The sequence below is a fragment of the uncultured Campylobacter sp. genome, assembly GCF_947255105.1.
Classification (GTDB): domain Bacteria; phylum Campylobacterota; class Campylobacteria; order Campylobacterales; family Campylobacteraceae; genus Campylobacter_B.
Genome location: NZ_CAMYFP010000004.1, coordinates 60,118 through 84,811, shown reverse-complemented (window position 1 = coordinate 84,811; position 24,694 = coordinate 60,118). Strand labels below are relative to the sequence as shown.

The 24,694-nt window shown below is 36.1% G+C and carries 27 protein-coding genes; 16 read left to right on the top strand and 11 right to left on the bottom strand.

The window, feature by feature from the left end; translation table 11 throughout:
- Positions 1-54: 54 nt before the first annotated feature.
- Positions 55-1,266, bottom strand: a complete 1,212-nt coding sequence (gene murD, locus Q0X52_RS03665) for a UDP-N-acetylmuramoyl-L-alanine--D-glutamate ligase (protein WP_297575007.1) — start codon at positions 1,264-1,266, stop codon at positions 55-57.
- Between the two features lie 3 nt (positions 1,267-1,269).
- A complete protein-coding gene (mraY, locus tag Q0X52_RS03660) occupies positions 1,270-2,334 on the bottom strand; it encodes a phospho-N-acetylmuramoyl-pentapeptide-transferase (protein ID WP_297575004.1) in 1,065 nt (354 codons plus the stop codon).
- A 77-nt stretch (positions 2,335-2,411) separates the two neighbouring features.
- On the opposite strand from mraY, the gene gpmI reads away from it, so the two are divergent.
- The 6 genes from gpmI (at position 2,412) to Q0X52_RS03630 (ending at position 7,676) form a co-directional block, all read left to right on the top strand.
- Entirely contained in the window at positions 2,412-3,875 is a 1,464-nt protein-coding gene (gene gpmI / locus Q0X52_RS03655; protein WP_297575002.1) for a 2,3-bisphosphoglycerate-independent phosphoglycerate mutase, read from the top strand.
- A 74-nt stretch (positions 3,876-3,949) separates the two neighbouring features.
- Positions 3,950-4,693 (top strand): 3-oxoacyl-ACP reductase FabG, encoded by a 744-nt coding sequence (fabG, locus tag Q0X52_RS03650; RefSeq protein WP_297575000.1) that lies wholly within the window; start codon positions 3,950-3,952, stop codon positions 4,691-4,693.
- Positions 4,694-4,810: 117 nt separating this feature from the next.
- The gene (acpP, locus tag Q0X52_RS03645; protein WP_297574998.1) at positions 4,811-5,044 is read left to right on the top strand and encodes an acyl carrier protein; all 234 of its coding nucleotides are present in this window, start codon (positions 4,811-4,813) and stop codon (positions 5,042-5,044) included.
- Between the two features lie 19 nt (positions 5,045-5,063).
- Positions 5,064-6,284, top strand: a complete 1,221-nt coding sequence (locus Q0X52_RS03640) for a beta-ketoacyl-ACP synthase II (protein ID WP_297574995.1) — start codon at positions 5,064-5,066, stop codon at positions 6,282-6,284.
- Positions 6,284-7,219 carry an acetyl-CoA carboxylase carboxyl transferase subunit alpha gene (accA, locus tag Q0X52_RS03635; RefSeq protein ID WP_297574993.1) on the top strand — a complete coding sequence of 312 codons (936 nt, stop codon included), beginning with the start codon at positions 6,284-6,286 and terminating at the stop codon, positions 7,217-7,219. Before Q0X52_RS03640 ends, accA begins: the two co-directional genes overlap by 1 nt.
- A 64-nt stretch (positions 7,220-7,283) precedes the next feature.
- Positions 7,284-7,676, top strand: a complete 393-nt coding sequence (locus Q0X52_RS03630; RefSeq protein ID WP_297574990.1) for a c-type cytochrome — start codon at positions 7,284-7,286, stop codon at positions 7,674-7,676.
- 36 nt (positions 7,677-7,712) lie between these two features.
- On the opposite strand, the gene hisG is transcribed toward Q0X52_RS03630, so the two are convergent.
- Genes hisG through Q0X52_RS03605 form a run of 5 tightly spaced genes read right to left on the bottom strand, consistent with a single transcriptional unit; the run spans position 7,713 to position 10,809 of the window.
- Positions 7,713-8,333: an ATP phosphoribosyltransferase gene (gene hisG / locus Q0X52_RS03625; RefSeq protein WP_297574988.1), complete on the bottom strand. Its 621-nt coding sequence runs from the start codon at positions 8,331-8,333 to the stop codon at positions 7,713-7,715.
- Complete coding sequence (locus Q0X52_RS03620; protein ID WP_297574986.1) at positions 8,330-8,947, bottom strand: type III pantothenate kinase; 618 nt, start codon at positions 8,945-8,947, stop codon at positions 8,330-8,332. The genes hisG and Q0X52_RS03620 overlap by 4 nt, the downstream gene beginning before the upstream one ends.
- Positions 8,934-9,260, bottom strand: coding sequence for a hypothetical protein (locus tag Q0X52_RS03615; protein WP_297574983.1), 327 nt, complete (start codon positions 9,258-9,260; stop codon positions 8,934-8,936). The genes Q0X52_RS03620 and Q0X52_RS03615 overlap by 14 nt, the downstream gene beginning before the upstream one ends.
- Complete coding sequence (locus Q0X52_RS03610) at positions 9,257-10,255, bottom strand: hypothetical protein (RefSeq protein ID WP_297574980.1); 999 nt, start codon at positions 10,253-10,255, stop codon at positions 9,257-9,259. Before Q0X52_RS03610 ends, Q0X52_RS03615 begins: the two co-directional genes overlap by 4 nt.
- Positions 10,252-10,809, bottom strand: a complete 558-nt coding sequence (locus Q0X52_RS03605) for a tetratricopeptide repeat protein (RefSeq protein ID WP_297574977.1) — start codon at positions 10,807-10,809, stop codon at positions 10,252-10,254. Before Q0X52_RS03605 ends, Q0X52_RS03610 begins: the two co-directional genes overlap by 4 nt.
- Positions 10,810-11,038: 229 nt before the next feature.
- On the opposite strand from Q0X52_RS03605, the gene gatC reads away from it, so the two are divergent.
- From gatC to Q0X52_RS03565, 8 genes are all read left to right on the top strand, one after another.
- Positions 11,039-11,329 (top strand): Asp-tRNA(Asn)/Glu-tRNA(Gln) amidotransferase subunit GatC, encoded by a 291-nt coding sequence (gene gatC / locus Q0X52_RS03600; protein WP_297574975.1) that lies wholly within the window; start codon positions 11,039-11,041, stop codon positions 11,327-11,329.
- Positions 11,330-11,416: 87 nt separating this feature from the next.
- Positions 11,417-12,463 (top strand): type IV pilus twitching motility protein PilT, encoded by a 1,047-nt coding sequence (locus tag Q0X52_RS03595; protein ID WP_297575152.1) that lies wholly within the window; start codon positions 11,417-11,419, stop codon positions 12,461-12,463.
- Between the two features lies 1 nt (position 12,464).
- A complete protein-coding gene (locus Q0X52_RS03590) occupies positions 12,465-13,070 on the top strand; it encodes a CvpA family protein (protein WP_297574971.1) in 606 nt (201 codons plus the stop codon).
- Between the two features lie 24 nt (positions 13,071-13,094).
- Positions 13,095-13,577 (top strand): Fur family transcriptional regulator, encoded by a 483-nt coding sequence (locus Q0X52_RS03585; RefSeq protein ID WP_297574968.1) that lies wholly within the window; start codon positions 13,095-13,097, stop codon positions 13,575-13,577.
- Positions 13,578-13,585: 8 nt separating this feature from the next.
- Positions 13,586-15,085 carry a lysine--tRNA ligase gene (gene lysS / locus Q0X52_RS03580; RefSeq protein WP_297575146.1) on the top strand — a complete coding sequence of 500 codons (1,500 nt, stop codon included), beginning with the start codon at positions 13,586-13,588 and terminating at the stop codon, positions 15,083-15,085.
- A complete protein-coding gene (locus Q0X52_RS03575) occupies positions 15,082-16,326 on the top strand; it encodes a serine hydroxymethyltransferase (RefSeq protein ID WP_297574965.1) in 1,245 nt (414 codons plus the stop codon). The genes lysS and Q0X52_RS03575 overlap by 4 nt, the downstream gene beginning before the upstream one ends.
- Before the next feature lie 16 nt (positions 16,327-16,342).
- A complete protein-coding gene (locus Q0X52_RS03570; protein WP_297574962.1) occupies positions 16,343-17,119 on the top strand; it encodes an SPOR domain-containing protein in 777 nt (258 codons plus the stop codon).
- Positions 17,120-17,121: 2 nt separating this feature from the next.
- Positions 17,122-17,940, top strand: a complete 819-nt coding sequence (locus Q0X52_RS03565) for a shikimate dehydrogenase (RefSeq protein ID WP_297574960.1) — start codon at positions 17,122-17,124, stop codon at positions 17,938-17,940.
- A gap of 7 nt (positions 17,941-17,947) precedes the next feature.
- Here the strand turns inward: Q0X52_RS03565 and Q0X52_RS03560 are convergent, their stop codons facing one another.
- From Q0X52_RS03560 to Q0X52_RS03545, 4 genes are all read right to left on the bottom strand, one after another.
- A complete protein-coding gene (locus Q0X52_RS03560; protein WP_297574959.1) occupies positions 17,948-19,522 on the bottom strand; it encodes a DNA polymerase III subunit gamma/tau in 1,575 nt (524 codons plus the stop codon).
- On the bottom strand, positions 19,522-20,208 hold the full coding sequence (locus Q0X52_RS03555) for an SIMPL domain-containing protein (protein ID WP_297574948.1): 687 nt from the start codon (positions 20,206-20,208) through the stop codon (positions 19,522-19,524). The genes Q0X52_RS03560 and Q0X52_RS03555 overlap by 1 nt, the downstream gene beginning before the upstream one ends.
- A 10-nt stretch (positions 20,209-20,218) precedes the next feature.
- Entirely contained in the window at positions 20,219-21,520 is a 1,302-nt protein-coding gene (gene rho / locus Q0X52_RS03550) for a transcription termination factor Rho (protein WP_297574945.1), read from the bottom strand.
- A 79-nt stretch (positions 21,521-21,599) separates the two neighbouring features.
- Positions 21,600-21,974, bottom strand: a complete 375-nt coding sequence (locus Q0X52_RS03545) for a hypothetical protein (RefSeq protein WP_297574943.1) — start codon at positions 21,972-21,974, stop codon at positions 21,600-21,602.
- Positions 21,975-22,063: 89 nt separating this feature from the next.
- Between Q0X52_RS03545 and Q0X52_RS03540 the strand changes: the two genes are divergently transcribed.
- Together Q0X52_RS03540 and ccoS are read left to right on the top strand one after the other, a co-directional pair.
- Entirely contained in the window at positions 22,064-24,436 is a 2,373-nt protein-coding gene (locus Q0X52_RS03540) for a heavy metal translocating P-type ATPase (RefSeq protein ID WP_297574940.1), read from the top strand.
- Between the two features lies 1 nt (position 24,437).
- A complete protein-coding gene (ccoS, locus tag Q0X52_RS03535) occupies positions 24,438-24,662 on the top strand; it encodes a cbb3-type cytochrome oxidase assembly protein CcoS (RefSeq protein ID WP_297574937.1) in 225 nt (74 codons plus the stop codon).
- Positions 24,663-24,694 lie beyond the last annotated feature (32 nt).

Genomic DNA, 24,694 nt, shown 5'->3' with positions numbered 1-24,694 from the left:
TGTGAATAAATAAAAATGTATTTTATCTCTTGCAAGCTTAATTTATGGTTAAATTTATAAATTTCCAATGAGATTTTTAAACTCTTCTCCCCGTTTTATATAGGAACTATATTGATCAAGGCTTGCACAAGCAGGACTCAAAAGCCCAACTTCGCCAACTTGCAGCTCTTTGGCTATCTTTTCAACAGCAATTTTTAAGAATTCGCACTTTGTAGCTACAAGTCCAAATTTATCGCACAAATTCATTATTTTTTCACAATTTGAACCGATAGCATAAATTTTGATATTTTTGTTTAGTGCTGTAAAGTCCTTAAAAAAGGAGTTAAGATCAACCCCCTTATCATCGCCACCCAAAATAAGATAGGTTTTTTTATCTTTATAACACTTGATTGCCTGAAAAGCGGCATCAATGTTGGTAGCTTTTGTATCATTTACCCAAAGCCTGTCAAATCTATCCCTTATCTCTTCTAATTTATTTTTTTCTATCTTAAATTTATTCAAAAGCAAGACATTGCAGTTATCAAAGATGATTTTTTGCGCACTAAGAGCTAGAAGACTATCTAGCAAAAAAGGGCTTTTAAAGGCGATATCTTCTATCTTTATGTTGCAAAACTTAGCAAGATCTTCTTCATCTTTATAGGGAATTATTGTTGCATTTGTAGGAAAATCTTTAAACTTATAAGGCACCACCGCAACATCGCCTTCGCCCATCATGGTAAGTGGCTTTAGCTTTGCCTCTATATAGTCACTCATCGAGCCATGCCAACTTAGGTGATCTGGCGTTATTGGAAGTAGCAGATAGATGTGAGGATAGGCTTTTTTTGTGTAGTGAAGTGTAAAAGAGCTAGTCTCAAGTATCCAAAGTTTTGCACTTATATCAAGGCAAGCAAGCGGCGTTCCTACGTTGCCACCCATCTGTGAGCCACAAGATGCAAGCAAAAATTGAGTCATTTGAGTTGTTGTTGTTTTGCCGTTGGTGCCACTTATCCAGATGGATGGTGGCATTTTTGGAAAAAAGTAGTCATACTCACTTATTAAATTTTTAGCTTTTTTTACTAGATTGTGAGTAGGCGGGAAGCCAGGACTTGGTATCTCAATCATACTTTTATCTGCATCAAAAAAAGAGGGTGGAAGCAAATTGTTGCCAAACTCATCGCTCTTTGGCTCATCAAAATGATCATCGTAGATATCCCATTGACCCTCTTTTATCTGAAATTTAGCCAACGCCTTTGTAGTAACTCCATAACCAAATAGACTTTTTTTCATCTTTTACCTCAATTTTAGTGATGCTAGAGCAATTATATTTACTATGAGTGCAATTATCCAAAAACGCACTATTATCTTATTTTCAACCCACCCTTTAAGCTCAAAATGGTGGTGCAGTGGCGCCATCAAAAAGATTCGCTTTTTAAATATCTTAAAGCTTCCAACTTGTAATATCACAGAAACAGTCTCAATTACAAAGATAAAGCCAATTATTATAAGTAAAATTTCATTTTTGGTAACAATGCCACAATAGCCGATAAACCCGCCTATGCTAAGACTCCCACTATCGCCCATAAAAATCTCTGCTGGATAGCAGTTAAACCATAAAAAGCCAAGCAGCGAGCCAATAAGAGCGGCGCATATTATGCAAAGCTCTGCACTTCCTGCTATTTTTGGTAAAAAGAGATAGTCAGAGTAGATAGCATGACCTACAAGATAGGCAAAAACAGCCAAAGTTGCTAGCGAAAAGACAGATGGAATTGTCACAAGCCCATCAAGTCCATCAGTTAAATTTACCGAGTTAGAGCTTGCTACAAGCACAAGTGTCCAAAAGATGATAACAAAAAAACTCATATCAAAAAGTGGATATTTATAAAATGGAATATAAAAAAGCGAGCCAACATTTGAGAAGAAAAACAGCACCAGCGCAATTAACAAAGAGAGCGCTGTTTGCATAAGAAACTTTTTCTTAGCGCTAAGTCCGGCGTGGTTGCTTTTGCCAACTACTTTTGCGTGGTCATCTTTGTAGCCAATATATGTAAAGCCTATCAAAACTACAACTCCCAAAATAAGATAGATGTTTGTTAGGTTGCCACAAAGTAGGCTTGCAAAGATGGCGCTACTTAAGAAAAATAGTCCGCCCATGGTTGGGATTTTGCATTTTTGTTGATGAGTTTTTGGTGCAAGTTCAAAGATTGGTTGATTGGCTCTTTTTACCTTTGCCCATCTTATAAATTTAGGAAGTAGATAGAGTGTCAGTAAAAAGGCTATAAAAAAAGCCATACCAGCTCTTACTGTGATGTAATTGAAAAGATTGATTTTAAAAATTTGACCAAGATACAAAAGCATAAAATTTTACCTTTAAATAATTAAAAGCGAAATTTTACTATAATAAACCTTTAGAATAAATTTATAATGGAACTAAGATGTATAATAAAGCAGTTTTGGTCATAACAGATGGCATTGGACATAACAAAGAGAGCAAATTTAACGCATTTTACAACGCCAAAAAAAGCGCGTATGACTATCTATTTAAAAATGCAGCCCACTCACTCATAGCTACCTCAGGCAAGGCGGTTGGTCTTCCAGATGGACAGATGGGAAATAGCGAAGTTGGTCATATGAGTATAGGAAGCGGACGGCTTATCTATCAAAATTTAGTAAAGATTGACAATGCCATTTTAGATGGTAGTTTTGCAAAAAACAGAGCACTTAAAAAACTTATCGCTAACTCCAACAGAATCCACATTATAGGACTTTATAGCGATGGTGGTGTCCATTCTCACTTAACTCACTTTAACAAAGCTATAGAGAGTATAAAAAGTGCCAACAAAGAGGTCATAATTCACGCCATCACAGACGGACGTGATGTTTTGCCAGATAGTGCTCTTGCCTTTATAAAGGAGCTTGAGTCTAAATTTCAGATAGCTTCAATTTTGGGAAGATTTTATGCTATGGATAGAGATAAGAGGTGGGAGCGGGTCCAAGAAGCATATGAGGTCATTGTCAATGGAGCAAATTTGAAAGAAATAGCACCAAGCGAGTATATAAAAGAGTCTTACAAGAGTGGAGTTTTTGATGAGTTTATAAAACCTGCCTCTTTTTATGATTTTGGTGGAGTGAAAAAAAATGATGGAGTTTTGTTTATAAATTTCAGAAATGATCGCATGAAAGAGATAGTTAGTGCCTTTGGTTGTGCTGACTTTGATGGCTTTAAGCAAAAAGAAATATTTAAAAACATTGCCACAATGACAACTTATGATGATACGTTTGGCTTTGATGTGCTTTTTGAAAAAGAGGAGATCAAAGAGACTTTGGCAGAAACTATAGCAAGTGTGGGACTATCGCAACTTCACACAGCAGAGACTGAAAAATATGCACATGTGACCTTTTTTTTAAATGGCGGCAAAGAGGAGCCTTGCATTAACGAAACAAGAGTTTTAGTTCCTAGCCCAAAGGTCAAAACATATGATCAAAAGCCACAAATGAGCGCTTTTGAAGTCTGTGATGTTGTTTTAAAGGGTATGGATGGTGGAGAGGATTTTATAGTTGTAAATTTTGCAAATGGCGATATGGTGGGGCATACTGGCAATTATGAAGCAAGTATAAAGGCGGTTGAGGCTGTTGATAAGTGTCTTGGAAAAATTATTGCAAAGGCAAAGGAGCTAGGATATGCCTATATCCAGACAAGCGACCATGGAAATTGCGAGGCGATGAGAGATGAGAGTGGCAATATACTTACCAACCACACGACATTTGATGTCTATTGCTTTGTCTTGGCAGATGGTGTAAAATCCATCAAAAATGGGCGACTTAGCAACATTGCCCCAACAGTTTTGAAGCTCATGGGGCTTGATGTTCCTTTGATTATGGACGAACCGCTCTTTTAGATAAATTTGGAGCAATTTTTATATAGTTAAATTTAAAAATGTATAATAATCAAAAATCAATTTAAAGGTAGAAGATGAAATTTAGTGGAAAAAATGTTTTAGTAACAGGCGGAAGCAGGGGAATTGGTGCTCAAATTTGCACTACTTTGGCAAGTTTTGGGCTAAAGGTCTGGATAAACTATAGAAGCAATCCAGCAGCAGCCGATGCACTTTTGCAAAAGATAGAAAAAGAGGGCGGAAAAGCAGCTGTTATTGGCTTTGATGCTACAGATGAAGAGGCCTTTGTGAAGGCTATTGCGCTTATTGTTGAGTGCGATGGAGAGCTAAGCTATCTAGTAAATAACGCAGGTATTACAAATGACAAATTAGCCATTAGAATGAAGTTAGAGGACTTTACATCTGTCATAAATGCCAACTTAACTTCAGCTTTTATTGGCTCAAGAGAGGCGCTTAAAGTGATGAGTAAGAAACGCTTTGGCGCAGTTGTAAATATAGCTTCGATTGTTGGAGAGATGGGAAATTTAGGTCAGACAAACTACTCTGCAAGCAAAGGCGGAATGATAGCGATGAGCAAATCTTTTGCAAAAGAGGGCGCTAGTAGAAATATTAGATTTAACAGCGTAACACCGGGCTTTATAGCAACAGATATGACAGATAAATTAAGCGATGAGATTAAAAAAAGCTACATTGATGCTATCGCTTTGAAAAGATTTGGAGAGCCAAAAGAGGTGGCAGATGTCGTTGCCTTTTTGTTAAGTGACTACTCATCATATGTTACAGGCGAGACCATCAAAATAAATGGCGGACTCTATATGTAGTTTAAGTTAGGTTTAATTTTGGTGTTTAAAAAATATGATATAATAAACGACATCAAAATTTGGCTAGCTTTATGATAAATTAGTCTGTTTTGATTATATAAATTTAAGGAGAAATAGATGGCTATATTCGATGATGTAAGAGACGTAGTAGTTGAGCAGCTAAACGTTGAGCCAGAGCAAGTTAAGTTGGAGTCAAAGATTGTTGATGACCTTAATGCAGATTCACTTGATGTTGTTGAGCTTATTATGGCTTTGGAAGAGAAATTTGAAGTTGAAATTCCAGATGCTGATGCTGAGAAGCTACTAACTATTCAAGATGTAGTAACATATATAGAAAAATTAGAGAAATAAGTTTAAATAAGAGAGATAAATGAAGCGAGTTGTAGTAACTGGTATAGGTATGATAAATGCACTTGGCAACGATAAAGAGAGTGCATTTGAAAATATCTGTGCGGGTAAGTCAGGTGTGTGTAAGATAACTCAATTTGATGCAAGCCAATTCCCTGTTCAAATCGCTGCTGAGGTCAAAGACTTTGATCCTGTAGATGTTGTAAAAGATGCAAAAGATATAAAAAAGATGGATAGATTTATCCAATTGGGATTGAAGGCTGCCAAAGAGGCAATTAGCGATGCTAAAATAGATCTTAATAATTTTGACTCTACTGAGTTTGGAGTAAGCTCTGGTGCGGGCATCGGCGGACTTCCAAACATAGAAAAAAACTCGAATGTCTGTCTAACAAGAGGACCAAGAAGAATTTCGCCTTTTTTCATACCATCTGCACTTATCAATATGCTTGGTGGAATGGTCTCTATCGAACACAATCTCAAAGGACCAAACATAGCTAGTGTTACAGCGTGTGCTGCCTCTACTCATGCTATCATTGAAGCTGCAAAAACTATTATGATAGGTGAAGCAAAGGCAATGCTAGCAGTTGGTGCTGAGTCTGCAATATGCCCTGTTGGTATAGGCGGGTTTGCAGCTATGAAGGCACTTTCTACTAGAAATGATGATCCTTTAAGAGCGTCAAGACCATTTGATAAAGAGAGAGATGGCTTTGTTATGGGAGAGGGTTCTGGAGCTTTGGTGCTTGAAGAGTATGAGAGTGCCAAAAAACGAGGAGCTAAAATCTATGCTGAGATAGTTGGTTTTGGACAGAGTGGTGATGCATTTCATATAACAGCACCAACTTTAGAAGGACCACTTTTGGCTATGCGTAAAGCCCACAAAATGGCAGGCGAGCCAAAGATCGACTACATAAATGCTCATGGTACTTCAACTCCTACAAATGACAGAAACGAAACAGCAGCGCTAAAAGAGCTCTTTAAAGGAAGCGTTCCACCTGTTAGCTCAACAAAGGGTCAGATTGGTCACTGTTTGGGCGGAGCTGGTGCTATAGAGGCAGTTATCTGTCTAATGGCTATGGAGAGAAATTTAATGCCTCCAACCATCAATCAAATAGTCAAAGATGAGGAGTGTGATCTTGATTATATTCCAAATGTTGCTAGAGAAAAAGAGCTTAAATTTGTCATGAGTAACTCTTTTGGTTTTGGTGGTACAAATGGCTCTATAATTTTTAAAAAGATTGATTGATGGCAAGTTATTTGGAGTTTGAAAAGGGTATTGGGCAGATTGACGATGAGATGTCAAGTGCCAAAATAAGAGGCGACAATGATGCAGTTGAGATACTTAAGAAAAATTTAGAAAAAGAGATAAACAAAGTCTATAAAAATTTAAACGAGTATCAGCGACTTCAGTTGGCAAGACATCCTGATAGGCCCTATGCGCTTGACTATATAAAAGTACTTTTAAAAAATGGCTATGAACTTCATGGCGATAGAGCTTTTAGAGATGATCCAGCTATAGTTTGCTATCTAGGTTATATCTCAGATAAAAAAGTTATGGTTATTGGAGAGCAAAAGGGCAGAGGAACTAAAAATAAGCTTAAAAGAAATTTTGGTATGCCTCATCCAGAAGGATATAGAAAGGCTCTTAGAGCTGCTAAATTGGCAGAGAAGTTTGATATTCCTATACTTTTTTTGATAGATACACCGGGTGCTTATCCTGGCATTGGTGCTGAAGAGCGCGGACAAAGTGAGGCTATTGCTAAAAATCTCTATGAGTTTAGCTCACTAAGAACTCCAACCATAGCAGTAGTCATAGGTGAAGGCGGAAGTGGTGGTGCTCTTGCTATCGGTGTGGCAGATAGATTGGCTATGATGCAAAATTCTGTCTTTTCTGTCATATCGCCTGAGGGTTGTGCCGCTATTTTATGGGACGATCCATCAAAACAGGAGATGGCAACAAAAGCTATGAAGATTACTGCAGAGGAGCTTTTGGAGCTAAAGCTTATTGATGCTTTGATAAAAGAGCCAAATATGGCAGCGCACAGAGATATGCAAGGTGCTGCTATGGAGCTTGCAAGCTATTTTTTAAAGGAATTAAAAATCTTAGAAAAGGTTGATAAAGAGAGTCTCGTAGAGCAAAGGCTAAATAAAATCTTAAGTATTGGTCTTTTTAAAGAGTAATTTTGTTAATAAATAGTTTAAATTTTGAATATAAAATTTTACAATTAAATTTGAAAGGAAATTTATGAAGAGAGTTTTAGTTTTATCATCAATTGCATTTGCATTGACAACAACTCTATTTGCTCAAGATGCAAATGAGACAGAAGCTGCTAGTGCAGAAGTAGTTCAAGAAAAAGTTGCTTTTACAGCTGGTGATGCACAAAAGGGTGCAGCTGTTTATAAGAGATGTATTGCCTGTCATGGTCAAAAAGCTGAGTTACAATATCTAAAAAAAGTACCACCACTAAATACTTTAGAACCAGCTCAAATGGTAGAAGATATGCTTGCTTATAAAGTTGGCGAGATAGGTGGCGGTAAAGGTAGATTTAACATGGGTGCAGTTATGAAAGGTCAAATGGCTCCACTTAGTAAAGAGGACATGGAAAACGTAGCTGCTTATATAGAGACACTTAAATAAATTGTCTTAACCACCCACCTTTGGGTGGTTTCCTACCTACTTATCTATCAATTTTTCTCTTTCTATCATATCGCACAATTTTAAAATTTCATCTCTATTTACCAAAAAGCTACTTTTATTTGCAACTAAAAAGGCGGAACTTTGCATAATAACTTCAGCTACTTTTAGTCCATTTTGCTTCAAAGTGGCGCCAGTTTCTACATTATCAACTATAGCGTCTGCGATTTGTAGTATTGGGGCAAGCTCTATCGAACCATAAAGTTTTATAACTTCAACTGCAACAGCTTTTTTGGCAAAATACTCTCTTGTTATGTTTGGCATCTTGGTGGCAACTTTTATTTTTGGGACATTGTAGTCCATTTTTTTCTCTTTTTTAATGCCCACACAAATTTTACATTTGCCAATATCAAGATCAATTAGTCTAAGAACATTGCTTTTATGCTCTGTAAGCACATCAAGCCCAACTACTCCGACATCAGCACCGCCCTTCTCTACATAGGTTGGGATATCTTGACTTCTAACAGATAAAAATCTAAAATTTTCCTCTATAAGTATGAGTTTTCTATCTTCAAATTTAAACTCTTTATTGAAAATCTTGCTAAAGATTTTTAGCGTGTCATCTGCTATTCTACCCTTAGGTAAAGCTATAGTAATCACTCTATACCCCTTTCATTAAGTGCTTTTATCATACCTCTAAAGATGAGTGCCTTGTCATAAATAGATCGTTTAAAAAATTGACAAAAAAAATGTCCATCACCACCTGTAAAGTAGATGGCCTTGTCTTTGGCAACTTTCTCTACACAAAGCACAACAGAGTTGATGATGCCATAAGAGATGGCGTTTGCTGTTGTTTGTGGAGCTAAATTTATATCAACACTTGAGTTAAAATGGACAAAAAGAGCGGGCGATATGGCTCTGTATTGCTCTAAAGTTGCGTTTATGCCAGGTAGTATAAAGCCGCCAACATGAACTCCGTTTTCCATAATATCTACAGTTATTGCCGTGCCAACATCAACAACAACGCCATCTTTTATGGTATAACAACCTGCTATTCTATCGATTCCTAGCCCTATATATTGTGTTTTAAACTCCATAAAATAGCCACTCATATCTATAAATTTGTCGTTATCTAGCCTTATTTTTGGATTGACATTTATAAAATAGGTCTGTTTTTTGGGCTTAAATTTGGCAAATTCTTCAAAACTATAGGAGATGATTTTGCCATTGTCATAGAGTTTGACAAAGCTATTTCCAATATCACAAAGCTGCATTACTCTTCCATTTTGCCTCTTTTAACTCCTCTTTAGCTTTGCTACAAATTTGCGAGTTATAAAAGAGCCATTTATATTTAAATTTGATATTTTCATTTTGGCATATCATATCTGCAAGCTCAAAAATCTTTAAAACTTCACTTTTCAAAAGCCTACTTTTTGCATCTCTAAAGATAATCAAAAGGTTATAATCATCCAAGTCGCTTGCTATGATGGCTTTGTAAGATCTAGCTTTGGTAAATTGTCTTAGGTCGATAGTTTTTTGGTTTTTTACTAAAAGACCTGCCTCTAGCAGCCACTTTTCTATAGTCATTCTATCTCTATCTTTTTGCTACCTATATAAAAACTTCTATCTGTGCTAAATGTTTTATCTTTGATCTTGCCACCAATCTTATAAATTTGGTAGTTTTGAAGTAGGCTGTCAAGTTTGATGAGATAGCCCATCTTTTCTAAAACATAGAGATTGCCATCTTTTATAGTAGCATTTGTAAAGATTGCAAAGTCAAATTTAGCGCTATTTAATAGGTTTAAATTTCTATCAAATCGTCTTATTTCACCATTTGTCATCAAAGCATAGATAAAGTTTTTATCTTTTAAAACTATCTTTATATCGCCATCAATTACCTTTGTTCTTTTTTGAGAGATTTGCATAAGTTTTGTGCCAGTAGCAGCATAGATAGAGTCTTCATCAATATCTAAAAATATTATGTTGTTAAAAAATGGCTCGCTACTTATATGCATAGTTCTTATAATGCCGCCATATCGCCTATCTATGAGGTAAATTTTGCCATCAAGAGTTGGATAAACTACAATATCTTCCAAAAATATCGGCGCTTTTACTCTTGCATCTTGTGCATAGACATCTGCAATTTTGTGAAATGAGATGATTGAGTTTTGTGGTATTTTGATAAGATAAATAATGTTTTGTGCAGTTATGAGAGCTAGGTCATCATTTTGCATGGAAGCCGCAACTACTTTGCTTTTAAAACGTCTTTCATAGATAATTTTGTTGTTTTTAATGATTTTAAACTCACCATCCAAGCCAGAGAGTGCAACCATTTCACCATCTATGGCTATGATGCTTTCTGTATTGCTAAGAGTGTTTTTTTTGAGTCTATTTTTTTTATCTACAGCATTGCCACTTTTAAATGTAGCTACATCGCCATTTGCCGTTGTTAGTTTGTCACCTATAGAAGTTGGGTTTATGGCTCCAGAGATCTCATTTGAAGATGGTTTAAAATACTCTTTCCTAGAACATCCACTTAGTAGTAAGAACGCAAGTAGAGAGAATAAAGCTATTTTTCTCATTGTTTGCTTCCTCTATAATGTGCCAAATTTTTTGCAGCTTTATAGAGTGGCGAACTAAATGAAATTTTGGCAAATTGTGCATTTGCTCCATCTATATCTCCGGACTTTAAAAGTCTATATCCAGTAAGTAATAGGTTATAATCACTCATCAAAACGCTATTTGCTTCGGTTTTTGTCTTGATAATCTCTTTTAGGATTGGGTCTATGTTTAGTTTTAAAAGCTCATTTAGCTCTTTTTGATCATTTTGACTCACTTTAAATTTGTATAGAGCATATAAATTTAGATCTTTATCTTTTAAATTTTCAAGCTCTTTTTGGTTGTTTGGGTCTTTTAAAAGAGCGGTGTATGAAGCATTTGCACTTTTTATTCTGCTGCTTTCTATGTAGTTATAGCTGCTATAGCCAATAATCCAAGCTATAAAAATAACCAAAAGAGCTATTAAAGTATTTTTATACTTTTTTACAAAGCGCTCACTCTTTATAATACCCTCTAAAAACTGCTCTTCAGAGCCTATTCTTGCCTTTATATCATCTAAATTTTGTTTAATAGCCAAACCAATATCCTTTGAAAAATTTCCGATAATTGTAGCATAAAAATAGTTAAATATATAATAAAGTTCTAAATTTAGGCGGCTTCAATCGCTATATAAAATAAATTTATCTTTAAATTTCAGTTGCCAATTGATTACTAATATTCAATCTTTTTGATATTGAGCTATAAAAATAGAGCAATTTAAACTGAGTTGTGTTATAATGGCTAGTTATCAAAATAAAGGAAATTATATGATTGTAGATGACAAGTTGCTAGTTAAGCTAGAAAGGCTTAGCGCCCTAAAGATAGAAGATAGCCAGAGAGAAAATATCAAAAAAGAGCTTAGCGGAGTTGTTGAGTTTGTAGAAATTTTAAATGAACTTGATTTGGAAAGTAGCGATGTTATGGTAAGTGTTTTGGACGGTGCTACCCCTTTAAGAGAGGATGTTGCTATAAAAAACTCCGAAGTTATAGATGATCTACAAAAACATGCACCTAGCTTTGCAAATGGATATTTTGTAGTTCCAAAAATCATAGAATAGGAGAGCTAAATGCAAGAAAGTACTCAGCAAACAACCCAGCAGCAAACCGCCACTTCACAGGCAAGAAGGCTAAATTTTGATGTTCATATGCTTTTAAAAACCATCGTCAAAAACAAGGCAAGTGACCTACATTTAGTAGGTAGAAGTGCTCCACAGATTAGAATAGATGGCACACTTAGACCTTTGGCGCTTCCTGTGCTTGATGGACATGATATAGAGACTCTTTGCTACGCTGTCATAAGTGAGGCTCAAAAGAAAGATCTAGAAGAAAATAGAGAGCTTGACTTTGCTTTGGAGATAGCAAATGTTGGTCGTTTTAGAGGCAACTATTACTATACGATGAATGGTAGTTTGGCTGCAGCTTTTAGAACAATTCCTATCCATATACCATCTTTGGATGATTTGGGTGCTCCTGCAGTTTTTAAAGAGGTTGTAAAGAGAGAGAAGGGAATGATTTTGGTAACTGGTCCTACAGGTAGCGGTAAATCAACTACTCTTGCCGCAATGCTTCATGAGATAAATAAAACCGAAAGAAAGCATATTATCACCATTGAAGACCCTGTTGAGTTTGTTCATCAAAATGATAAATCGCTATTTTCGCACAGAAACGTTGGAACTGATACGCACTCATTTGCAAGTGCTTTGAAGTTTTCTCTTCGTGAAGACCCAGATATTATACTAGTTGGTGAGATGAGAGATAGAGAGACAATCTCTACTGCTATAACAGCAGCTGAGACTGGACACCTTGTCTTTGGTACTCTTCACACAAACTCAGCAATGCAAACAATAAACAGAATTATCGATAGCTTCGATGGAACAGAGCAGACACAGATTAGAAATATGCTTTCAGTTTCACTTTCAGCTGTCATTTCACAATCGCTTTTGCCACGTATTGGCGGTGGTAGATATGCAATACATGAGATTTTGATAAACAACAACGCTGTCGCAAACTTGATTCGTGAAAATAAAGTCCATCAAATTTACTCACAAATGCAGCTAAATCAGCAAGAAACAGGCATGATAACTCAAACTCAAGCTATGTTAAAAGCGATAAAGCAAGGTCTTGTCTCTAAGCAAGACGCCATAAGATACTCTACAAGCATGCAAGAGCTTATCAATATAGTTGGAGATTGATATGGGTGCAAATTGGCTTGATATCATCGTCTTAGCCCTTATACTAATCTTTGGCCTAAAGGGGCTAAAGAGCGGAATGGTACGAGAGATTTTTGGCATAGCAGGACTAATTGGTGGTCTTTACTTTGCCATAAGATACAAAAGTGGTGCTGGAGCTTGGATAGATCAAAATATCTATAGCCTAGATAGGATAAATATCGTCGGCGGAGATGGCACGCAGGTCGCCGTTGGCTTTTTGGCACTTCTTTTTTCTATTTGGATTATTTGTCTTATCTTAGGCGAGATTCTTGCAAAACTTTTTAGTCTAAGCGGAATCTCTTTTGTAGATAGAATTGGTGGTTTTTTATTGAGTGGCTCTAAGATATTTTTGATACTCTCTGTCTTTGCAGCACTTATAAAAACTTCTGCCTTCCTAAACGAAACAACAAGACCTTATTTTAAAGATAGCCTGATTTTTCCATATCTTTTATCAACTGGACAAAAGATCATGGATATAGACTACACAACTATAAAAGAGAGTATAGAAAATGTAAATAATGGTGCTAAAAAGCTTGAAAAAGTTATGGTTATCGAAGATGAAGATAGCGACGACAATACAACGAATTGATAAAGTCATGATAGGAGAAAAGATATGAAAACAATTTCTAAAAGCCCTATAGAAAATTTAGAATTTGATGCTTTGCTTGAGAAATTTAAAAGAATTCTCAAAAAAAATAAGCTCAAATATACAGTCCAAAGAGGTGTGCTTTTAAAGATACTTTACAATAGTGATAAGCACTTTACTCCAGAAAATTTGTATTTGGAAATAAAAGAGCAATATCCAAATATGAACATCGGTATAGCAACGGTTTATAGAGCCTTAAATTTATTAGAAGATGCTGGTCTTGCAACAACTATCTCTTTTGGAACGCAAGGTAAGAAATTTGAACTTGCTATTAAGCCACATCACGATCACCTCATATGCAAAAAGTGCGGCCTTATAGTTGAATTTCACGACAATACCATAGAAAAACGACAGCTAGTAATTGCCAAAGAGTATGGTTTTCATATGACTGGTCACATAATGCAACTATATGGAGTTTGCAAAAAGTGTCAAGAAAAAAACAAGGAGTAAAATAAGTGATTTTTAACAACCAACTTGAGATTCAGCGCTTACAAAAAGCAGAGACATTAAGGGAGCTTGGCATCAATCCCTATCCACATTTTCTAAAAAAAGATATGAGTATAGCTGAGCTAATAAACAGATATGAGCCAACTACCAAAAAAGAAAATCCAGATACTACACTTAGCATTGCTACAGCAGGAAGATTGAAGCTAAAGCGAGTTGCGGGAAGATCTACTTTTGCAAATATAGAGGATGAGAGTGGCAATATCCAAATTTACTTCTCAAAAGATAGTTTAGGTGAAGAGAGCTATCAAAACTATAAAAAATTGCTTGAAGTTGGAGATATCGTAGTAGTTAGCGGCTACCCTTTTTTTACTAAAACAGGCGAGTTTTCGCTTCACGTTACAAAACTAACTTTAGCTTCTAAAGCTATAACTCAACTTCCTGAAAAATATCACGGACTTGTAGATATTGAGGCAAGATATCGCCAAAGATACCTTGACATGATAATGGACCCAGAGGTTAGAGATGACTTTAAGAAAAGATCAAAAATCATCTCACTAATTAGACGTTTTTTTGAAGAGAGAGGCTTTTTGGAGGTTGAAACTCCTATGATGCACCCAATTGCCGGTGGAGCCAATGCAAAACCATTTGTAACTCATCACAATGCACTTGATGTTGATAGATATCTTAGAATCGCACCAGAGCTCTATCTAAAAAGACTGATTGTTGGTGGAATGGAAGCTGTTTTTGAGATAAATAGAAACTTTAGAAACGAGGGAATGGATCTAACTCACAATCCGGAATTTACAGCTATTGAGTTTTATTGGGCGTGGCACAACTACAATGAGGCGATGGATTTAACAGAAGAGCTTTTTAAAGCACTGTTAAAAGAGTTAAATTTGACTCAAATTTTGGAGTATGATGGCAAAAAAATTGACTTTTCAAAGCCATTTGCAAGAGTTAAGTACCTTGATGCGATTGTTAAGATTGGTGGACTTTCAAAAGATATCATCAATGACAAAGAGAAAATTTTAGAAAAACTAAAAAATGATGGCTTTGAAGCAAATCCAAATTTAGACCTTGGACATCTACAAGCTGAACTTTTTGATAATTATGTGGAAGAGAAGCTTATAAACCCAACTTTTATAGTTGATTTTCCAATCTCAATAAGCCCACTTTCAAGAAGAAGCGATGAAGATTCAACTATTGCTGAGAGATTTGAGCTATTTATTGCAGGAAACGAACTTGCAAATGCCTTTAATGAGCTAAATGATCCACTCGATCAATATGAGAGATTTAAGGCTCAAATTGAGGTCAAAAATGCAGGAGATGAAGAGGCTCATGCTATGGATGAGGACTATGTAAAAGCCCTTGGTTATGCTATGCCGCCGACTGTTGGTTGGGGGCTTGGGATTGATAGACTTGTAATGCTTTTGCTTGGAAAGACATCGATTAGAGATGTTATTTTATTCCCAGCTATGAGACCACTTAAAAATCAAAAGGAGAAAGAATGAGCTTAAAAGAGTTTGATAGTAAAATTTACAAATTAACAGATAGTGAGCTAAAAAGACAGTGCGATTATCTAGAGATGATTGCTAGCGAAAACTTTACCTATCCTGAAGTAATAGAGGTAATGGGTTCGATACTTACTAACAAATATGCAGAGGGCTATCCAAATAAGCGCTATTATGGCGGATGTAAGTTTGTAGATGAGATAGAGCAGATTGCGATAGATAGATGTAAAAAGCTTTTTGGTTGCAACTTTGCAAATGTCCAGCCAAACTCAGGAAGTCAAGCCAATCAAGGCGTTTATGGCGCTCTTGTAAAGCCAGGAGATAGGATCTTGGGTATGGATTTAAGTCATGGCGGACACCTAACTCATGGCGCAAAGGTAAATGCTAGTGGCAAGTATTATGATAGCTTTTTTTATGGAGTTGAGCTTGATGGTCGAATAAATTATGACAAAGTTGCACAGATTGCCAATATTGTCAAGCCAAAACTCATAATTTGTGGTGCAAGCGCCTATCCTAGAGAGATAAATTTTGCCAAATTTAGAGAGATTGCAGATAGTGTTGGTGCCTATTTGTTTGCAGATATAGCACACATTGCAGGTTTGGTTGTAGCAGGTGAGCATCCAAGTCCATTTCCACACGCACATGTTGTAAGCTCTACAACACACAAAACTTTAAGAGGCCCAAGAGGCGGAATCATCATGACAAATGATGAAGAGTTGGCAAAAAAGATAAACTCAAGCATATTCCCAGGTATTCAAGGCGGACCTTTGATGCATGTAATTGCCGCAAAAGCAGTTGGTTTTAAACACAACTTAAGCGACGAGTGGAAAGTTTATGCAAAACAGATAAGAGCAAATGCCAAAGTTTTGGCTAAGACTTTAATGGATAGAGGCTATAAATTAGTAAGTGATGGGACTGACAACCATCTTATTTTGATGAGCTTTTTGGATAGAAGTTTTAGCGGAAAAGATGCTGAGATGGCACTTGAAAATGCAGGAATTACAGCAAACAAAAACACAGTTCCAGGCGAGACTAGAAGTCCTTTTGTAACAAGTGGTATAAGACTTGGAAGTCCAGCGCTTACTGCAAGAGGGATGAAAGAGGCTGAGTTTGAGTATATTGCAAACAAAATAGCAGATATATTAGACGACATTGAAAATGTTAAGCTTCAAGAAAAAATTAGAGGTGAGATAAAAGAGTTTGCTTCTAAATTTATAATCTACGATAGAGCGATGTATTGATAGACAGGAGGCGAGAATGAAAGATGAGAACTATATTATAGACGACCTTTTTGTTCCAAATGAGAAAGAGAGCAAGATAACTAGTGTCAAAAAGACACTTTTAGCTATCGCTGCTGCGGTTGTGCTATTTTTGATCATTTTAATCATAATGAAATTTATCAATAGTGATGAGATAGATACTAAAAAGCCTCCTGTTATCCCTACCAAGACAGAAAAACCAGCTTCAGAGAGTAAAGTTATAGTAGTCCAACCAGAAAAAAAGGTGGAGTTAAAAAAGGTAGAAGAGCCTATAGAGTTATCGCCAAAACCTACTATCAAAAAAGAGGAGCCTAGAGAGCCAAAACCTGTTGTTGAGACAAAAAAGATAGAGCCACCAAAAGTTACAATAGAGCCACCAAGGGTCACCATAGAACCAAAAGTCACAACTCCTGTAAAAAAGGAGGAGAGAGTTATTGTAGTAAGTGAGCCAAAAAAAGTAGTTAAAAAGACAAAAAAAGATACAGAGATAAATTTAAAACAGGTTGCTCCTACAAAAAAGAGTGCCACTACAAAGAGTGTCTCAAGTACGCATAATTATGTGCAGGTGTTGGCAACTAAGAATTTCAACAAAGACTCTGCTGAGATAAAAAAACTAACTTCTTTAGGATATAGCTATATTCTTCACGATTCTATGGTAAATGGAGTCAAATACACCAAAGTTTTAGTAGGTCCATTTGATGAAAAGTCACTCAATCAAGCTCTAAATCGCATTAGAAAAGAGGTCAATAAAGACTCTTTTGTATTTAGAAAATAGCGATGTTGAAATTTGCAGTTTTTGGCAACCCGATCTCTCACTCCATCTCGCCGCTTCTTCATAACTATGCTATAAAGGAGCTTGACATTGATGGCTTTTATGGTAGAGTTTGCCTAAGCAAAACAGAGAGTAAATTTGCTCTAAAAAACAGCTTTGAAAAACTTGGGCTTAGCGGGGCAAATATTACTCTTCCATTTAAAGAGATTGGACTTAGCATTTGCGATAAGTTAAGTAGCGACGCAAAAGAGATAGGCTCAGTAAATACCATTGTCAAACGAGCTGATGAAATTTATGGTTACAATACCGATGCTAGCGGTTTTTTTGACGCTGCTGTTAGTATGGGAAAGTTTAAGAATGCGCTTATTATTGGTTGTGGCGGAACAACTAAAGCTATCTCTTATATACTTTATAAAAATAGAGTTAAATTTGACATTTTAAACCGCACAAAAAGAGATAAAAAAACGATAGAGCTGCTTAGGTGCGATAATTTTTACACATGTGATGACAAAGAGTTGCTAGATGGACGCTATGATCTAGTTATCAATGCTACTTCAGCTGGACTTAATGATGAGTTTTTGCCTGCACCAAAAGAGCTTTTGGAACTACTTTTAAAGAGGGCTAAATTTGGATTTGATCTTATTTATGGTAAAAATACACCATTTTTACAACTTTGTTTAAAAAATAGTCTAATTGCCAAAGATGGGCTTGATATGCTTATTGGGCAAGCTGTTCTTGCATTTGAACTCTTTTTTGATGGGAAATTTAAAAAAGAGGAGATCGCTCTTCTTATGAAAAAGGCAGCCGCTTTAAGAGTTTTTTGATAGCTTCTTAGCTATTTTTATTTGTAATTTGGGGCTCACCAAAAAACTTCGATAGCTCATCCATTATGCTCTCATCTTTGCTCTTGCTAGAGGTGCTATTTTTTACTCTTTCAATGAGTTGGGAGTTGTCAATATCTTGTTTTTTGTCCTCTGGTGCAATCGCTTCGACGATATCAAGTATCTCATCTATGTTTTGCTTTGGCTCAATTTTTTCTTTTGACTGCTCTATCTTTATCTTTGCACTCTCTCCATAGCACTCTTTTAAAACAGATAAAATTGCCCTTGAAGAGGCTCTTAAGAGTGTTTGATCTTCTCCTTTTGCTAAAGAGCTAAGCAACAAAACGCCATCTTTAAAAGAGATAAATTTAACATTTCTATCAAAGCACTCGCCAAGCTCAAAACTTCTATCATAGATAGATTTTAAAAAGTTCTCAAAACTTTTGTCTTTGTTATTTGGCTCTTTTTTTTGCACTACATCGGTTTGAAATTTAGCTGTTGTAGCACGAGTTTGAACCTCTCTTGCAGGAGCTTCAATAGTCTTTTCTTCTATAAGCTCATCAATATTTTTAAGTGAAGTTGCCTCCATCATCATAAAAAATAGTATAGATAGTACAAAACTACCATCTGAGTTTAGTGACAAAAGGCTCTTTGCCTCGCTGAGTATCCTAAAAAATCGCTCATACATAAGTAGGCTAAATTTGGGATTTTTGTTTAAAAAAGCCTCTTTTAAATAGCTGCTTATCTCATCGATAATAGAGTCCGCATCTTGATTTTCAAGCTCTTTTATAAGCTCTATTGCCCTGTTTTTGTCCTTTAGAATAATAACATCTAGTATCTCTTCTATCTTTTTTGGATCCAAAAGTCCAAGCATTGCAGCAACATTTTTTGCAGTTATCTTGCCTTCTGCATAGACAATTGCTTGATCTAGCAAAGTTATAGTATCTCTAAGTGAGCCAGAGCCGCTTCTTGAGAGAATTTCTAGCGCCTCTTTTTCATATGGAATATTTTCATTTTTAAGTATAAACTCAAGTTGCCCAACAATGGCACTTTTTGAAATAGGCAAAAATCTAAAGTGTTGTGTTCTTGAAAGTATTGTGGCAGGGAGCTTTAAAGGATCTGTTGTAGCAAGTATAAATTTCACATAGCTTGGTGGTTCTTCAAGTGTCTTTAAAAAGGCATTAAAAGCCTCTTTTGTTAGCATATGGACCTCATCTACTATAAAGACCTTATATCTTGCCATTGTTGGTGCATACTTTACATTTTCTATAAGCTCTCTTATGTCGTCTATTTTGCGGTGACTTGCACCATCTATCTCGACGATATCCATATGGCGATTTTCGTTTGCCATAATGCAGTTTTGGCAGACTTGACATGGCTTGGATGTTGGTCCATTTTCGCAGATAAGTGCTTTTGCAAAAATCCTAGCGCTACTTGTCTTGCCACTTCCTCTAAGGCCTGAGAAGAGATAGGCATTTGCAACTCTTTTAGTATCAAGTGAGTGAGAGAGGCTTTTGGCTATGACGTCCTGACCGATAAGTTCGCTAAAGTCTTTTGGGCGGTATTTTAGTGCAAGAGGTTGCATTATCTTAACTCAAATTTAATCTTAACTACAGCACCAATATCTAGCTCGCCCATATTTGAAACGCCATCATTGTAGCTCTCAACCATTCTAGTGTTGTTTAGCGCTCTATTGTATATTGCTACATTGTTATCATCAAACTCTTCTATCTCTATGGCCTCACCAACCTCTTTGTTGGCAGCTTTTGCCATATCTGCCGCCTTTGCTCTAGCTTTTTTTATAGCAGTGATTCTTGCCTCTTGTCTCTTTTCTTTTGCTTTGGTGCTATCTAGCGTAATATAAAAAGAATCAACCCCAATCTTGATAAGCTCATCTATAAAAAGTGCGTAGTTTTTGCTCCTATCTAGTCGCACCGATACCGATCTTCTTGCCTCATATAGTGTTACTTTTTTGTTTTTAAATTTACTATACTCTTCATAGCGGACTACCTTATTTAGACCAACCATTCGAAGCTCTATATCTTTTGCGGTGATGTTTTGATCTCTAAACAAAACTTCAAGATTTTTGGTTGCCTCATCTGCTCTGTTTTTAGCAACAATTGGAGTTTGCGCCTCATTTACAATGTCAAAATTTACAAAGACAATATCAGGTGTAACCTTAAAATGTGCATCGCCATAGACTGTGATATATGGCTGTGCCATTAAAATTGTCTGAGTAAAAAAAATAGATAGTAGTAAGATTTTTTTCATAAATATCGCCTTATTCATTCATAACAGATAGAAGCTCTTCGTTGTCTTTTGTCTTTAGGATTTTGGAGTAGAGAAATTTAAGCGCCTCTATCTCATCCATTGTAGCAATCACCGATCTTATAGCCCATATTTTTTGAAGGTCGCTTGGATCTTGCAACAACTCCTCTTTTCTAGTGCCTGACTTGATGATATTTATTGCAGGATAGATACGTCTATCGCTTATATCTCTATCAAGAATTATCTCGCTATTGCCAGTGCCTTTAAACTCTTCAAAGATAACATCATCCATTCTAGAACCCGTATCAATAAGTGCAGTTGCTACTATCGTAAGACTGCCACCTTGCTCTATATTTCTAGCTGCTCCAAAAAATCTCTTTGGTTTGTGAAGTGCATTGGCATCAACACCACCACTTAGAACCTTTCCGCTACTTGGCGTTACTGTGTTGTAGGCTCTTGCAAGACGAGTTATACTATCAAGAAGAATTATGACATCTTTTCCCATCTCTACCATTCTCTTGGCTCTTTCAATGACAAGCTCAGCAACTCTTACGTGATTTTGTGCAGGAAGATCAAATGTAGAGCTAAATACCTCACCTTTTACGCAGCGCTGCATATCAGTGACTTCTTCTGGTCTTTCATCTATCAAAAGTACCATAAGTTCGGCCTCTGGATGGTTTCTAGCAATGGCTTGTGCAAGCTCTTTCATAAGCTCTGTTTTACCTGTCCTTGGTGGAGCTACGATAAGTCCTCTTTGTCCTTTGCCTATGGGAGTAAAGAGATCAAGAACTCTACCTGTTAGTTTCATTGGGTTATATTCTAGTTTTAGTTTTTCTGTTGGAAAGACTGGAGTTAGATTGTCAAAAAGTGGTCTTTCTCTAACCTCTTGTATGGATTTGTAGTTGATAGCTTCGATTTTTAAAAGAGCGTAGTATTTTTCTTGATCTCTTGGCTCTCTAACTTGCCCTGTTACGATATCACCCACTCTTAGGGCAAATTTTCTTATCTGGCTTAAACTTACATAGGCATCATTTATGCTATCGCTAAAGTTTGCATCTATCCCTCTTAAAAAGCCATATCCATCATTTGTAATCTCTAAAATTCCGGTAAAAAGGATAAAGCCGCCCTGTTTTGTCTGTGCCTTTAAGATCTCAAAGACAAGCTCTTGTCTTCTAAACTCACTTGGTTTTTCAACTCCTAGCTCTATGGCTATTTTGGTAAGATCTTCAAGCTTTAAGGCTCTTAACTCCTCTATTTTGTAGCCATCAACTGGCGTATGAGTTGTTTTTGCATTTTGTTTTTTGCTGTTTTCCATACTTCTCTCTTTAAATTTATTTAGAATGGCAGTTTAAGTGTGTAAGCATTGTGTATTTTAGTAGAATTTAAAAGCTCTGTCAAGAAATAGAGATGAAAAAAAGTATGCTCATAGAGAAAGAAAGTGCGATTCTATTGGAGAGAGTTATCTTTTGCGATTTAAAAATAGAGAGCAACTCATCTCCTTTTTGATATCTTTGAAAGAGCCAAAGTTTTAAAACAATGTCGCTTATATAGAGCGTGTAGATAAAAATAGTCAAAAAAGAGTAAATTTGAAGATAAAAAATACAAAAACTAAGAAGCAGAAAGTTTAAATTTGTCATAAAAAAGAGAATAGGGCTCTTTTTGTATCTCTCTATATAGCTAAGGCAGAGCTCTTTTAGGTCACTTTTGTTGTTAAGCCTGATATCTATTAACTCAAATATAAAAAATAAAAGTGTCAAATAGTAACTCATAATACTCCTTAAATTTCAAATGCTCTATTATAACAATTAAATTAAGGCTATAATTATTATAAATTTAAAACTAACTCTTAAGGAAGCAAATGCAAAGGTGTAGGCATTGTCGTCAGTTTTTTAAGGATGAAGAGCTAATAAACGACGAGTTTGGCAATAAATTTTGTTGTAATGGCTGCAAACAGGTCTTTTATCTACTCTCATCAAAAGGGCTTGATGAGTTTTACAATAAACTTGGCAAAAATAATCTTGATAGAGCCAACATAGATGAGGTTGGCAAAAACGAAATAGCAAGTATCTATAGAAACTTTGTTCGTAAAAATAGTGATGGATTTAGTGAAGTTTTTATCATCATCGATGGCATTCACTGTAGCGCTTGTGTCTGGCTAAATGAGAAGATTTTATTTTCGGCTAAAGGAGTTCTTGAAGCTCAGATTAACGCACAGACAAAAAAGGCAAAGATAGTTTGGGATGAGAGCCAAACAGACTTAGCAACCATTTTTCAACTAATTACTCAGATAGGCTACCGACCATATGCCTATGATCCAACAAGAGCACAAGAGAGCATCGATAAGACTAGAAGAGCTTTCTATGCAAAGTTGTTAGTTGGTATCTTTGCAACTATGAATATCATGTGGATAGCAATTGCTCTATATAGCGGCTATTTTAGCGGTATGGACGAAAATATAAAAGATATCTTTCACTTTGCCGAGTTTATCTTAGCAACTCCTGTACTATTTTTTACGGGAAGTGTCTTTTTTAAAGGGGCAAAGACAGCCATTAAAAATCGCTATGTCAATATGGATCTGCTAATAAGTGCAGGAGCAAGTCTAACCTACATCTACTCAGTCTATGCGATGTTTAGTAGGAGTGCCGAGGTCTATTTTGACTCTGTTGTTATGATTGTAACTTTTGTCTTTATTGGTAAATTTTTAGAAGTTGTTAGCCAAAAAAACTCAGTTGATACGCTAGATAGTCTTTCAAAGTTGGTAATAAGCGATATCTGGGTAAAGCAGGGAGAGAAATTTAGCTCTAAAAATATCTATGAAGTGACAAAAGATGACCTAATCCTTGCTAGAAGTGGCGATAAGATTCAAATCGATGGTATTGTAGAGAGTGGCGAGGGAAGTTTTGACTATGCTAGTTTAACAGGCGAGAGCCTTCCGCTTTTTAAAAAAAGAGGCGATGAGCTTTTAAGTGGCGCTGTTTGCCTTGATGGGCGGGTTGAGTATAGGGCTTTGAGTGATTTTAAAAGTTCTACTCTTAGCAAGATGATAAACTTGCTTGAAAATGCCTCACTAAAAAGACCACTCATTCAAAACATAGCTAACAAAATTTCAGGATATTTCTCTATAACAATACTCTCTTTGGGCTTTTTAAGCTTTCTTTTTTGGTATATAAGTGGTGCAACTTTTGAAAAATCTCTTATGATATTTATCTCTATTATAGTCATTGCTTGTCCGTGTGCTTTGGGACTTGCAACGCCAGTAGCCTCTCTTGTAGGACTTGCAACTGGGCTTAAAAAGGGAGTTATTTTCAAAGAGGCAAAGGTGCTTGAAGAGGTTGCTAAGTGCAACAGCATAGTTTTTGACAAAACAGGCACACTTACAAAATCCAACCTAAAGATAGTAAATAGCAAAAAATATTTTGATTTTGATGAAAATATCATGGCAAATCTCTTAAAGGGATCGATCCATCCAATAAGCAGAGCCATTTTTAAAGAGTATAAAGAGAGCTTTAAGGCAATAGAGCTTAGAAATTACGAAAACATAGAGGCAAGGGGAGTTAGCGCTACTTATAATGGCATAGCGCTAAATGGCGGAAGTGCAACCTATATGAGAGAGCTTGGCATAAAGTGCGATGATAGCGATATGACAAACTACTATTTTAGTATAGGTGGCAAAGTTGCTATGAAATTTGAGCTTGAAGATGAGTTAAGAGATGGGGCAAAAGAGAGCATAGATAGACTTTCTAAGCTTGGATTTGAAATTTATCTTTTAAGTGGAGATAACTTTAATGTTGTAGAAAAGATTGCAAAAGAGCTACACATAAAAAACTTTTATGCCAACCAGCTCCCAACACAAAAGGCGGAATTTATAGACGAACTTATAAAAAATAGAGATAGAGTGATAATGGTAGGCGATGGTATAAATGACGCTATAGCGCTTAGCAGTGCCAATGTTGGGATCTGTCTTGGAAGTGGCGCAAGTATAAGTCTTGAAAAGAGCGATATTATCGTCTTAAATGACTCGCTAGCAACTCTTACAAATGCCATAAAGCTATCTAAACAGACCTATCGCACCATAAAACAAAATTTAGCCTTTTCTCTCTTTTACAACTCAGTTACAGTCCCTCTTGCTATAATGGGATATGTTATACCGCTAGTTGCAGCTATCTCTATGTCGCTTAGCTCATTGGTGGTGGTTTTAAATAGCCTAAGAATAAAACTTATAAAGGATTGAGATGAGTGGTGGAGTTCTTGCTATGATGCTTGCAACCTCATTGGTGCTTGGTTTTATAGCTCTATTTGCCTTGCTTTGGGGGCTTAAGACAAAGCAGTTTGAGGACTATACAAAGTTTTTGGATGGGACTAAATTTGATAGTGAAGAGTCGCTAAATGACGCCTATGAAGTTGAAGCTAGAAAAAAAGAGGCAAAAGAAAAAAAGAACTATAGACCGCCGGATTAGTAGGTTTTGGCTAATGAGAGTAAGTTTGAAGC